At 72.4% G+C, this 12,289-nt stretch carries 10 protein-coding genes and 1 pseudogene; 4 read left to right on the top strand and 7 right to left on the bottom strand.

The features are described from left to right. Nucleotides 1–133: 133 nt before the first annotated feature. Entirely contained in the window at nt 134–751 is a 618-nt protein-coding gene (locus GCU69_RS22300; RefSeq protein ID WP_156206993.1) for a class I SAM-dependent methyltransferase, read from the bottom strand. Nucleotides 752–798: 47 nt separating this feature from the next. Between GCU69_RS22300 and GCU69_RS22295 the strand changes: the two genes are divergently transcribed. Beyond that, the gene (locus GCU69_RS22295; protein WP_156206992.1) at nt 799–1,305 is read left to right on the top strand and encodes a MerR family transcriptional regulator; all 507 of its coding nucleotides are present in this window, start codon (nt 799–801) and stop codon (nt 1,303–1,305) included. Nucleotides 1,306–1,597: 292 nt separating this feature from the next. Here the strand turns inward: GCU69_RS22295 and GCU69_RS22290 are convergent, their stop codons facing one another. Further along, complete coding sequence (locus GCU69_RS22290) at nt 1,598–2,044, bottom strand: cold-shock protein (RefSeq protein ID WP_098754285.1); 447 nt, start codon at nt 2,042–2,044, stop codon at nt 1,598–1,600. Between the two features lie 565 nt (nt 2,045–2,609). Here GCU69_RS22290 and GCU69_RS22285 point away from each other — a divergent pair. Further along, nucleotides 2,610–3,779, top strand: a complete 1,170-nt coding sequence (locus GCU69_RS22285) for a cellulase family glycosylhydrolase (RefSeq protein WP_235978631.1) — start codon at nt 2,610–2,612, stop codon at nt 3,777–3,779. A 236-nt stretch (nt 3,780–4,015) separates the two neighbouring features. Here the strand turns inward: GCU69_RS22285 and GCU69_RS33965 are convergent. The 3 genes and pseudogenes from GCU69_RS33965 to GCU69_RS22275 all read right to left on the bottom strand — a co-directional run. Beyond that, a pseudogene (locus tag GCU69_RS33965) lies at nt 4,016–4,373 on the bottom strand (MarR family transcriptional regulator); the annotation flags it as partial. 367 nt (nt 4,374–4,740) lie between these two features. Then, nucleotides 4,741–5,889 carry a N(5)-(carboxyethyl)ornithine synthase gene (locus tag GCU69_RS22280; protein ID WP_098754279.1) on the bottom strand — a complete coding sequence of 383 codons (1,149 nt, stop codon included), beginning with the start codon at nt 5,887–5,889 and terminating at the stop codon, nt 4,741–4,743. Between the two features lie 122 nt (nt 5,890–6,011). After that, the gene (locus GCU69_RS22275) at nt 6,012–6,749 is read right to left on the bottom strand and encodes an NPP1 family protein (RefSeq protein WP_235978634.1); all 738 of its coding nucleotides are present in this window, start codon (nt 6,747–6,749) and stop codon (nt 6,012–6,014) included. A 369-nt stretch (nt 6,750–7,118) separates the two neighbouring features. Here GCU69_RS22275 and GCU69_RS22270 point away from each other — a divergent pair, with 369 nt between their 5' ends. After that, nucleotides 7,119–9,410 carry an exo-beta-d-1,3/1,6-glucosidase gene (locus tag GCU69_RS22270; RefSeq protein ID WP_098754281.1) on the top strand — a complete coding sequence of 764 codons (2,292 nt, stop codon included), beginning with the start codon at nt 7,119–7,121 and terminating at the stop codon, nt 9,408–9,410. On the opposite strand, the gene GCU69_RS22265 is transcribed toward GCU69_RS22270, so the two are convergent. Then, the gene (locus tag GCU69_RS22265) at nt 9,394–9,894 is read right to left on the bottom strand and encodes a GNAT family N-acetyltransferase (RefSeq protein ID WP_098754282.1); all 501 of its coding nucleotides are present in this window, start codon (nt 9,892–9,894) and stop codon (nt 9,394–9,396) included. The genes GCU69_RS22270 and GCU69_RS22265 overlap by 17 nt on opposite strands. Before the next feature lie 649 nt (nt 9,895–10,543). Next, on the bottom strand, nt 10,544–11,128 hold the full coding sequence (locus GCU69_RS22260; protein ID WP_098754857.1) for a TerD family protein: 585 nt from the start codon (nt 11,126–11,128) through the stop codon (nt 10,544–10,546). 175 nt (nt 11,129–11,303) lie between these two features. Between GCU69_RS22260 and GCU69_RS22255 the strand changes: the two genes are divergently transcribed. After that, the gene (locus GCU69_RS22255) at nt 11,304–12,260 is read left to right on the top strand and encodes a pirin family protein (RefSeq protein WP_098754856.1); all 957 of its coding nucleotides are present in this window, start codon (nt 11,304–11,306) and stop codon (nt 12,258–12,260) included. Nucleotides 12,261–12,289 lie beyond the last annotated feature (29 nt).

Below are 12,289 nucleotides of genomic sequence, written 5' to 3'. Positions count from 1 at the left end.
AAGGCGCCCGCACCCCCCGCCGGAACGGACCCGGAGCCCGGTCCCCGCCCCGCGGGACGTGCCCCACGCACCCCGACCGCAACAGGCCCGGAGCCCGGCCCGTTCCGCCGCACGCCCGTCGAGCTGCCGGGGCTCAGCGCACGGCCCGGAAGACGTCCAGCTCCCGGAGCGCCCCTCGCGTCACCCGGGGGAAGCGGGACTCCAGAGCCTCCTCGATCCGGTCGAGCTTGTCGGCGGGCAGCCGCAGCCGGCCGGCGGCGCGCCCGGGATCCGTACCGCCGTGCCAGGCGACCACCAGCACTCCCCCGGGCCTCAGCACCCGGCGCGACTCCTCGATCCCGGCCTCCAGATCCGGCCAGATCGCCACGTTGTTGACCGATACGACCCGGTCGACGGCACGGTCGTCCAGGCCGGTGTCCTGTGCCGTGCCGGTCTTCGGCACGACCCGGCCCGCGCGGACGGCGGCCCGGTTGACCCGGCTCGCCAGCGCGCGCATCTCGGGCGAGGGGTCCACGCCCCGGACGACCGCGGCCCCGGTCCGGTCCGCCAGCAGCCGCATGAGTCCGCCGGGGCCGTAGCCGACTTCCAGCACGTGGTCGCCCGGCCGGACGCCGAGGACGCCGAGGACGCCCCACTGGTTGTTCGTCCGCAGCATGAACCGCCCGGCGAGCCGCCCCTTCAGACCGGACGGGTGGGCGAAGGCAGAGGTGACGGGCCGGTCCACGGCCCACGCGTGCGATGTGGTGTCCATGCGGAAGAGGCTGGTGGTTCAAGTCGGCTTGAAGTCAAATGGCCCGCATGGAACTCGTGGGAATCGGCGAAGCCGCCCGGATCACCGGGGTCAACGCGTCGGCACTGCGCTATTACGAGGAACGCGGGCTGGTGCGGCCCGCCGAGCGGCGCGGCGGGCGCCGGATGTACGGCAGGGAGCAGCTGCGCCGCCTGGTGTTCCTGCAACTGATGCAGCGGGTCGGCATGAGTCTGGACGCCGCGGGCGCGGTTCTCGACGACCCGGGCGAGCAGTGGCGTGCGGCCGTACGGGAACAGCTGGACGCGCTCGACGAACTCGTCGCCCGGGCCCGGGCGGCGCAGCACTTCCTGGGACACGCCCTGCGGTGCCCCGCGGACCATCCCGCGCAGGAGTGCCCGTACATGACCGAGACCCTGGACCGCAGGATCGACGGCACCTCGTTCGAGGACCTCGCGGCCGAACACGGCCACACGGCGCCGGTGCCGCCGGGCGGTCCCCCGCCGTTCGGGTGGCAGCGGCACGTTCCCGCCGCGGGTTCCGGCGGGAGGAACTGACCGGCGGGAATCGGGCCACCGCCGACCGGGAGGGCCGAGCGGCCGGCCCGGTCACGGCGGGCCGTACCGTTCCGGCGGCGCCGGGACGGCCGCAATACGTCCTGGCGACGGCGGGACGTACGTACGGCCCGGCAGCGGCGCGGTGACCGGCGGAAGACCGCCGCCGGACCGGAATCCGGGCTGCCGGCCGGCCTGCTGACCGGCCCGGCCTCACGCACCCCCTCGGCGTCCCGGCCTCAGCCCCCGGCGCTTCGTCAGCCCCCGACGCCCCGATCAGCCCTCGCCGCTCCGGTCAGCCCTCGGTCCAGCCGTGCCGCTTGGCGAACTGCAGCATCGCGGAGCGGACGAGCCGGATCTGGTCACCCGTGAGCGACGGGACCGCGTCCAGCAGCAGTTCGGTGACGTCGCGGGTGTACTCGTCGGCGCTGAGCACATCGCACATCATGTCGCCGGCCGGGGCCGCCCGCAGGGCCGGTGCCGAGGACACCACTGTCGCGGGCAGGCTCGACGACGGGCCTCCGCGAGGCGCTTCCGCGCCGGGCGCGAACCGGACCGAGGACGCCTTCAGCCCGCGCTCGCCCTCCTCGATCTCGAACTCCACGGCCAGTCCCGCGCGTACGTGATGCTCGGGTATCAACAGGTCGTTGACGTGCAGAAAGACATCCTCGCCACCATGATCGGGAGCGATGAATCCATAGCCTCGCGCGCTGTCGAAACGCACAACACGACCGGTGACCACCACGCAACCCCCAACACGGCACCTCTGGGCCCCTGCCCCTGTCAAGGGCCGCAGTTTAGCCAAGGTCCGCCGTCGCGGACCGGGTACGGACGGAATTCCCGGAAGGCGGAGCGGCCGCCCCCGCGGGCGGCACCCCGCCGCGCCGCCCGCCGCCCGCCGCGCGGGCCCGCGGACGGGAGTGCGGGAGCGCGGAGCACGGGAGCGCGCACGGAGAACTCTCCGTCACCGGCTATTGACATGGCGGGAACAATCGGGCGTCATGTGGGAGGCGGAACACGGCAGCCGCGCAGCGGACGCCGCACGGCACCATCACCGCCAGGGGCCGGGAAGAGCCGACGGGTGCGGCGGTTCCTCCCCGGGAACTCCCCGGCACCGCTGCGACGCCGCCGCTGGGCACGGCGGACGAGATCACCGGCGAGCCGGTCAGCACACAGGAACGACCGAGTCCCATCCCGTACGGGCAGGGCCCGACAAAGCCCGACAACGTTGTCACCATCCGACAACGTTGTCAGGAGAGCAGCACAGACCTCGCCCGTGTCACCCCACGTCCTCCCGAGGAGCAGAAGTGAACCCACGCTCGAGACGCACCTTTCTGACGGCCGCGGCCACCGCCGTGTTCGGGCTGCTGGTCTCGGTGTCCGGCCCCGCGCCGGACGCGGAGGCGGCGACCGGGATCAAGGTGAGCAACGGCCGCGTCGTCGAGGCGGGCGGCAGCGACTTCGTCATGCGCGGCGTCAACGCGGCCCACGCCTGGTACCCGGGCGAGACCTCCTCCTCGCTCGCCGCCATCAAGGCCAAGGGCGCCAACACGGTCCGTGTGGTGCTCGCCAGCGGCCAGCGGTGGTCGCAGACCAGCGCCTCCGAGGTCTCGGACATCGTCGGCCGGTGCAAGCAGAACCGGCTGATCTGCGTCCTGGAGGTGCACGACACCACCGGCTACGGCGAGGAGGGCGGCGCGGCCACGCTCGACCAGGCCGTGAACTACTGGACCGGCGTCAAGAGCGCGCTCGACGGCCAGGAGAACTACGTCGTCATCAACATCGGCAACGAGCCGTACGGCAACAACAACTACAGCGCCTGGACATCGGCGACCTCCAACGCCGTGGCGAAGATGCGGAACGCGGGCTTCGACCACGCCCTGATGGTCGACGCGCCGAACTGGGGGCAGGACTGGTCCGGCACGATGCGCGACAACGCCGCGTCGGTGTTCGCCTCCGACCCCGACCGCAACACGATCTTCTCGATCCACATGTACGGCGTCTACGACACCGCGTCCGAGGTGCAGTCGTACCTCAACCACTTCGTGAACAGCGGCCTGCCTCTCGTCATCGGCGAGTTCGGCGACAACCACAGCGACGGCAACCCCGACGAGAACGCCATCATGGCGACCGCCCAGTCGCTGGGCATCGGCTACATCGGCTGGTCCTGGAGCGGCAACGGCAGCGGTGTCGAATACCTGGACATGGTCAGCGGTTTCAACCCGGACTCCTTGACCAGTTGGGGCAACCGCTTCTTCAACGGCAGCAACGGAGTCGCGTCCACCTCCCGCGAGGCCGCTGTCTACAGCGGCGGCGGTGACGACGGGGGTGGTGACGACGGGGGCAGCGACGGTGGGACAGCCCCGAACGGCTACCCGTACTGCGTGAACGGCAGCGCCTCGGACCCGGACGGCGACGGCTGGGGCTGGGAGAACCAGCGCTCCTGCGTCGTGCGCGGCAGCGCGGCGGACTTCTGATCCACCGTCCGGTCCGCCGGCGCCGGCGGCCGCCCGGCCCTGCCGAGGCTGACTCGCCGTCGCCGGTGAGACAACGGGGAGACAACAGCGAGGCGCCGGTGGGACAACGGCGGGACAACACGAAGACCACGACGCCGGGACCACGACGCCGGGGGCCGGCCGGGACGCACACCCCGGCCGGCCCCGGCAGTTCCGCCGGAGGCGCGCCAGCCCCGTGGCGTCCCCGGGGGGCGGCGGCGCGCCTCGTCCAGCCGCTGCCGGGCGACGTCCGTGACGTGCAGATGCGCGACACGCTTGTCCCGGCTGTCCTGCCGGCGGAGCAGTTCGCTCTGCCGGACCAGTTCGACCAGTTCGGACACCAGCGCGCTGACGTTGTCGGGCTTCATGAGCAGCGTCTGTGCCGCTTTCGCGGACGGTGATGCCGTCCCGCTCCCCCACCAGGCGCAGCAGGGCGAGCCGGCCCTCCGGGGGCCTGGGGTGGGCGAAATCGGTCGCCAGCCGCCGGTCGACGGCCCTCACGAGCACAGGCAGCAGCGCCGTGAGGCGCTGGGCCACACGGTCGAGGTCTGCTGCGGGGAGGGATCGGTCGGGCACCCGGCCATGTCGCTGGGAAGAATCACCTATGCCAAAGGAGGTAATGGCTCCGGGCCCCTCCGAAGCTCCTCCGGGCGCTCGGGGCCGGGAAACCTCGCGACGCGGCGGCGCCCCGCACGACCGTTCGTCGTACGGGGCGCCGGGCATGCCGGGGTGCCGGTTGTACCGGCGGGTGTGAGTCCCGTGGGCGCTGGGATGCCCGTGGATGCCGGGATGCCCGTGGATGCCGGGATGCCGCCGGACGCGACGGCCACGCCCCGGCGGGCACGCGGCACGGGCGCGGGCACTCGATTGAGCGGCCGGGCGCATGCGCTCAGGCGGGCACCGGCACGGAGGCTCCGTTCGGCCGGCGGGCCGGCACCCGCGCTCAGGCGGGGACGGGCTCGTGCGGATACTCCGGGGACCGGCCCTGGAAGGACAGCACGGCGGGGTTCTGGATGACACCGTCACGGATCTCGACGGCGCTTCTCAGGGTCCGGTTCGACTCCCAGCCCTCCGGCCCGCGCAGCACGGGGCGCAGATACGGCAGCAGGGCCTCGCTGATCTCCCAGGTGGCGGAGTTCCACAGATAGGAGGGGCTGTGGTCCACGCCGTAATAGCGCACGTTGTCACCGACGAGGAAGCTCGGTTCGGTGAACGTGGTGGGCCGCGCCCAGCTGAAGCCCATGCCCTCGTCGCAGGACACGTCGACGATCAGCGTTCCGGGAGCGAGGGCGCCCAGGTCCTCGTTCACGAGGAAGGTCAGCGGGGCGTCGGTGTCCTGGAGCACGCAGTTGACGATCACGTCGTGGCCGGAGAGAAACTCGGCCAGCGGCTGCCGTTCGTTCCCGATGAGGACCTCGCTGCGGCGCGGGTCGGCGTTGTCGTGATCGAACTGTACGATCCGCGCCGAATGTATCGGCGAGCTGACCGCGGTGACGCCCCGCTGGGTGAGGATGTCGACATTGTGTACGCCATGGGCGTTCAGGGCCGTCACCGCCCCGCGTGCCGTCGCGCCGAAGCCGAGCACGGCCGCGCGCAGCCGGCGCCCGTAGTCACCGGTGGAGCCGTTGATCTGCAGGGCGTGCAGGACGGAGCTGTAGCCGGCGAGTTCGTTGTTCTTGTGGAAGACGTGCAGATTGAACCGGCCGTCCGGCGTCCAGTGGTTCATCGCCTCGAAGGCGATCAGGGTCAGCCGCCGGTCGACAGCCGTCTGGGTGAGCTTCGTGTCCTGGACGCAGTGCGGCCAGCCCCACAGGATCTGGCCTTCGCGGAATTCCGCGAGATCCTCGACGAGCGGCTTGGCCAGCAGGATGACGTCGCACTCGGCGACGAGCTGCTCCCGGGACCTGAGCCCGGCGACGGACGCGGCGAGTTCGGCGTCGCCGACGCCGAAGCGCTCGCCGTATCCGTGTTCCAGGTAGATGTGCTGCCTGAGGTCGGCGTCTATCCGGTCGACGTGCGCCGGATGGATCGGCAGCCGCCATTCGTTCTCTTTTCGGGACTGCGACAGAACTCCGAGTTTGAGCTGGTGCACATGAGCCCCTTTGGTTGAGGCATGTCTAGCACACAGCGCGGACGGCCGGATTTCGCGCGGCCCGCGCCGGCTGCCGCGCGCCGGCCGGCGGCGCGGCAGCCGGGTCAGGAGCGGAACACCGCTCAGGCGTGGGGGTCGAACGGGATGCCGCCGGGCTTGGCGGACTCCAGGTTGCCGTTGAACGAGCTGTCCTTGATCGCCATGCTGGCGCTGCCGAAGTCGGCGGAGGTGAGGATGTCACGGATGCCGGCCGGGTAGCCGTCCCAGCCGACGAGCGTCGGGTACTGCCAGGCGCCCTTGTGGTTCTCCGGCGCCTCGGAGGCGCTCGCCAGGCGCATCGCGTGCGTGCTCGCCCCGTCCTTGTGGTACACGATCTTCGCATGCTCCCCCTCCCAGGCGACCTCGGAGGCGGGGCTCGTCCGGTAGTCCCCGTGGGCGGAGGTCGAGACGTACCGCGCCGCCCCGTCGCTCACCCACACCACGACGTGTTCCCAGTCGTGCCGGTGGCCGCAGCAGTCGACGGGCCCGGGGACGGCCTGGTCCTTCTCGAAGTAGAAGTCGTAGAGGTACGCGCACCAGCCGTTGTTGCACTTGGAGCGCACGTAGGAGTTGGTGTTCTCCAGATCGGAGAGGTCACGGCAGTCGCCGTTGAGGGCACCGGTGTTCTTGAGGCCCCCGTTCAGGGTGCCGTCCGGGCCGATGGCGGGGGTCGGGTAGCAGCCGTCCCCGTCGTAGTCCATCGCGGGCTGCCACCTGGACTCCTCGGCCGTGGCGTTGCCGGGCAGCGCGGCCGGGGGCGCCGCGAACGCGACGGAGGGGAAGGCGACGACGAGGACCGCGGCGCCGACCAGGCCCCGCAGCCCGAGTCCGAGTTTCCGAAACCTCGGGCGGCCCTCCCGCCGCCCGGCCGGGGACGTGCTCAGCGGTGCTTTCTCCCGGTAGCTGTCTGCCCTGTGCACCCTCACCGACGGACCTCCCTGATCGACACCTGTGTGAACCGGAACGGTCTTGCTGATGGAACGACCCTGCTGACGCGCGGCCTTGGTCATGGAACGGCGCCTCGGCCGATTTGTCCAGACCACAGGCTGCCCATCCGGAACACACGGCTGGTGGACGATCTACGTCGGTGCGGTGAGGATCTGATGACGTGTCGCGGTGTCCCGGCCTGTGGGAAGCCGTCGGCGCGATCGCACGACGCGAGACGTACCACCGCTGTGAAAGGACCATCCGTGGGCTCCACTCCGCCCTACCGCGACCCGTCGCTGCCCGTTCCCGAACGGGTCGAGGACCTCCTCGGACGCATGACGCTGCCCGAGAAGGTCGGTCAGATGCTCCAGCTGAACGCCAAGCACGGCGTACGGCACCTCGTGGACGACCTGCACGCCGGGTCGATCCTGCACGCCGCCCCCGAACGTGTCCGGGAGGCGGCCGAACTCACCGGGCGGACCCGGCTCGGCATTCCGCTGCTCGTCGCGGAGGACTGCATCCACGGTCACTCCTTCTGGGAGGGCGCCACCATCTACCCCACCCAGCTCGGCCTGGCCGCGTCCTGGGACCCGGAGCTGCTGGAACGGGTCGCGCGGGCCACGGCCGTGGAGGTGGCGGCGACCGGCATCCACTGGACGTTCTCCCCCGTGCTCTGCATCGCCCGCGATCTGCGCTGGGGCCGGGTGAGCGAGACGTTCGGCGAGGACCCGTACCTGATCGGCGAACTGGCCTCGGCCATGGTGCGCGGTTACCAGGGGGACGGGCTCGGCGACCCGACGGCGATCCTGGCCTGCGCCAAGCACTTCGCGGGCTACTCCGAAACCCAGGGCGGCCGGGACGCGAGCGAGGCGGACCTCTCCCGGCGCAAGCTCCGCTCGTGGTTCCTGCCTCCCTTCGAACGGGTCGCGCGCGAGGGCTGCCGTACGTTCATGCTCGGCTACCAGTCCATGGACGGGGTGCCCGTCACCGTCAACGACTGGCTGCTGAACGACGTGCTGCGCGGTGAGTGGGGATACACCGGCACCCTGGTGACGGACTGGGACAACGTCGGCCGGATGGTGTGGGAGCAGCGGGTGTTCGCCGACCACGCCCAGGCCGCGGCGGCCGCCGTCCGTGCGGGCAACGACATGGTGATGACGACCCCGCAGTTCTTCGAGGGCGCCCAGGAGGCGGTCGCCCGGGGCATGCTGGAGGAGACGGAGATCGACGCCGCCGTCCGCCGCGTCCTGACGCTCAAGTTCGAGCTGGGCCTCTTCGAGAATCCGCGCCACCCCGACACCGCCCGCCAGCGCGCGGTCATCGGCAGCGCCGCGCACGCCGAACTGAACCTGGAGGCGGCCCGCCGCTCGCTGGTCCTGCTGGCCAACGACGGCACGCTGCCGCTGGCGGGCGGGTTCCGGCCGGACTCCGAGGGGCGTGCCGCCGCGCCGGCCGGGTCGGCGCCGCGTACGGTCGCCGTCGTCGGCCCGAACGCCGACGACGCGCAGACCCAGCTCGGCGACTGGGCGGGCTCCTCGGGCCAGGCCGACTGGCTGCCGGACGGACACCCGCGCCACATGATCCGTACCGTCCTCGACGGCTTCCGGGAACACGCGCCCGCGGACTGGACCGTCACGTACGCGCGCGGCGCCGACATCCTCACCGTCGGGCCGGACCCGGAAGGGGCGTTCTTCCCCGACGGGCAGCCCAGGCCCGACGTGGTGCTGCCGGCCGCCCCGGACCCGGCGCTCATCGCGGAGGCTGTCGAGGCCGCGCGGGCCGCCGACCATGTCGTCGCGGTCGTCGGCGACCGCGTCGAGCTGATCGGCGAGGGCAAGTCCACCGCGACCCTGGAACTCGTCGGCGCCCAGATCGCGCTCCTCGACGCGCTCGCCGCCACGGGCAAGCCGCTGGTCGTCGTGGTCATCAGCGCCAAGCCGCTGGTGCTGCCGCCCTCGGCGCTCGGCGCGGCGGCGATCGTGCACGCCGCGAACCCCGGCATGCTCGGCGGCCGGGCCGTCGCCGAACTCCTGCTCGGTCTGATCGAACCCACGGGGCGGCTGCCGATCTCCTACGCACGCCACGCGGGCCAGCAGCCGACGTACTACAACCAGGTGCGCGGCCAGCACGGCACCCGCTACGCCGACCTCACCCAGAGCCCGGCCTTCGCCTTCGGTGAGGGCCTGAGCTACACCACGGTGGAGTACGCGGACCTGGAGGTGCGCACGCCGGAGGTCGGGCCGGGCGACACGGTGCTTGCCCGGGTCACGGTCTCCAACACCGGCTCCCGCCCGGCGCTGGAGACGGTGCAGGTGTACATCAGCGACCGTGTCACCTCGGCGACCTGGGCGGAGAAGGAGCTGAAGACGTACCGGCAGGTGCGGCTGGCCCCGGGCGAGTCCCGCGAGGTGGCGATCGAGCTTCCGGCCGCGGCATGCACCCTGGTGGACGCCAAGGGCAACCGTGTGGTGGAACCGGGCGGCTTCGAGCTGTTGGTGGGCCCCTCGTCGCGGGAGGAGGCGCTGCTGCGGGCGGACTTCACCGTGAAGGGCTGAGCCGGGGCGGGTCGCAGGAGGGCCGGCGTGTCGGGCCCGGCGCCGCGTAGCACCGGAGCGTCACCCGCCTCGGCCCCCACTGCCGCTCAACCCTGCCCAGCAGTTGCCATCCGAGCCGTTCGTACAGCGCTGCGGCGGCGGTGTCGGAATCCAGCACGTCGAGGACCGGGTGCAGGCCGCGGGCCCGCGCTTCCGCGGCCACCCGTTCCATCAGTGCCGTACCGATGCCGTGGCCGCGGGCCCACGGGGCGACGAACAGCCGGTTGACCACGGCGGTCGTGTCGCCGCCCGCCCCCGGACGGGCGCTCCAGAGCACGGGGGCCGCGTCTCCCGGGGCGCTCCGGGCCAGGCCGGCATGACCGGCGGTCCGGCCGTCCAGCCGCACCACCCATGCGGCGAGGAGCGATGCCGGGGACAGCCACGCGCGAGGACGACCGGGCCAGTTCACCGGGTAGCCGTCGTGCTGGTGGACCTCTGCCAGCACCCTTACGCAGTCGTCGAGGTCGCGGTCGGTGCGGTCCCGGACGCGGTCGGCGCGGTCGTCGAGGCCGCCGTCGGCGCGGTCCCGGACGCACCGGTCCGCCGCGGCTCCGCCGGAGACGCTTCCGCCTCCGCTGTGAGGCCGGGGCTGGGGCTCGGGCTGGGGCTCGCGTTGGGGCCCGGTGCCGTTCCCGGGCTCGCTCCCGGCTCCGGTCTCATACGCGGGCCCGCGCCGGGGCCCGGTCTCCGTCTCCGTCTCCATCTCCGACTCCATCGCGGCATGGAAGCACAGTGCGGAGTCCCTGACCACCGGCTTTCGCCCAGGTCCCGGCGTGCGGGACGGCCCCGGTGATCAGGAGACGGCACGGCGCGGCGGCCCGGAGACACCGCCGGTACGGAGAAACCGCCGGACCGCACCGCCCCCGCCCGAGCGGCGGTTCCCGGTGCCGCGGAGGGGGCGTCAGGAGCGCCGGGAGCGGGCCGGCGCGCCGCCGCGTACGGGCGGAACGCGGCCGCGCGCCACCGACCGGAACGCCAACGGGTACGGCCGACGCACCACCGCGTACGGCCGTACGTCACCCCGTGCGGCCCCGGCCGGGCCCGCCGCCCGGAACGGCGGCGCACCGGCACCCCCGGCACCCCCCGCACCGCCGCTACTTGCTCACGGCGAACCGCATCAGGCCCTGCTCGTCCCCCTGCTTGATCTTGCCGGTCTCGTTGATGACCTGGAGCTGCCAGGTCGCCCCGTTGCGGACCGCCTTGGCCACGGCGCAGGCGTTGTCGTTGGTGAGCATGCTGGGCCAGATGTCCGCGACCTGCTGGGTGCTGCCGCCCGTCGCGTCGTACACCTTGAAGCTGATGTTCCGCGCGTTCTGGAAGGAGCTGCGCTTCTTGTACGCGGCGGCGACGAAGACGATGGCGGTGATGTTGGAGGGGATCCGGGAGAACTCGACGTTCACCGTCTCGTCGTCGCCGTCCCCGTGCCCGGTCTGGTTGTCGCCGGTGTGCACCAGGGAACCGTTGCCCAGCGGGTCCAGGGAGTCCAGCCCGGCCAGCCGTACGGGGTCCGCGCCCTGCATCGCGATGGCGATCAGGTCGAGGTCGGTTCCCGCCTTCTGGCGGAGCTTGCCCATCAGTCCGCCGCTGCTGCCCACGGTCGGGTCCCAGGACACCCCGATCGACAGATGGGTGACCCCGTCGAGGTCAGCCGGGCCGTCTTCCTTCGTCAACGTGATCATGTGTGATCCTCTTGATGGTGAGAACGCTGTGCCTGAAGTGTGCCTGGTCTCCTCCGGGTACGGCCCACCCGGGGCGTTTTGCACCGTTTCGGAATCGCCTCGGGGTGCGGCGCGGCGTGTGACGCCCACCCGGGGTGCCGGTCCGCCGGTGCCCGTACGGAGAAGAGGTTCTGTCATGAGCGGACCCGTCAGCACGGTCGACGCGCCGGCTTCCCGCGCCGACACCGGACACCCGTCGGCGCCCTGCGTCGAGGTCGGTGACAGCCGCGAGGCGCGGATCGGCGGGCTGCGCGTCCGGCGGGCGCTGCCGCGCCGGGGCCGCCGTACGGTGGGCGCCTGGTGCTTCGCCGACCACATGGGCCCCGCCGACATCACCGGGAACAGCGGCCTGGACATCGGGCCGCACCCCCACATCGGGCTCCAGACCGTCACCTGGCTCACCGACGGCCAGGCGCTGCACCTCGACAGCCTGGGCTCGGAACAGGTGATCAAGCCCGGTCAGCTCAATCTGATGACCGCCGGCAACGCCGTCTCGCACGCCGAGGTGGACACCGGGCACTACCGCGGCGTCCTGGAGGGCATCCAGCTGTGGGTGGCACTGCCGGAGGCGACCCGGCACGGGCCCGCGGCCTTCGAGCACCACGCGGAACTGCCGCGGGGCGAGCTGGACGGGGCCGTGGCGACCGTGCTCATGGGCGAGTTCGGCGGTCTCACCAGCCCCGCCCGGCACGACACACCGCTGATGGGCGCCGAGCTGGCTCTGCACCGGTCCACGACCGTGCCGCTGCGGACCGGCTTCGAGTACGCGGTCGTGGTCCTGGAGGGTGAGATCGCCGTCCACGGCGAACCGCTGCGGCCGGGACGGCTCGGCTATCTGGGCCGGGGCCGCGACGAACTGCGGATCGACGTACGGGAGCCGACGCGGGCCCTGCTCATCGGCGGCGAGCCGTTCGAGGAGCCGATCGTCATGTGGTGGAACTTCGTCGGCGGTTCCCACGACGCGGTCAAGCAGGCCCGGGAGGACTGGGTGGCCGGGCGGAGATTCGGGCGGGTGGAGGGGTACAACGGCGATCCGTTGCCGGCGCCCGCCCTGCCGCGCCTGCCCGGCACACCACACGGCCGCCCCGCCTGAGTTACCGGCGGCGGCCGCCGCCGGTCCGC

This window comes from Streptomyces lycii, assembly GCF_009735685.1.
Classification (GTDB): Bacteria; Actinomycetota; Actinomycetes; order Streptomycetales; family Streptomycetaceae; genus Streptomyces; species Streptomyces lycii.
Note: the sequence above shows the minus strand (reverse complement) of the source record. Positions and strands in the feature narration are given on the sequence as shown.

Excerpts from the sequence above, each read along its gene's own strand:
- GCU69_RS22255 (WP_098754856.1), top strand. The coding sequence starts at position 11,304 with ATGAGCGGACCCGTCAGCACGGTCGACGCGCCGGCTTCCCGCGCCGAC.
- GCU69_RS22260 (WP_098754857.1), bottom strand. The coding sequence starts at position 11,128 with ATGATCACGTTGACGAAGGAAGACGGCCCGGCTGACCTCGACGGGGTC.
- GCU69_RS22300 (WP_156206993.1), bottom strand. The coding sequence starts at position 751 with ATGGACACCACATCGCACGCGTGGGCCGTGGACCGGCCCGTCACCTCT.
- GCU69_RS22295 (WP_156206992.1), top strand. The coding sequence starts at position 799 with ATGGAACTCGTGGGAATCGGCGAAGCCGCCCGGATCACCGGGGTCAAC.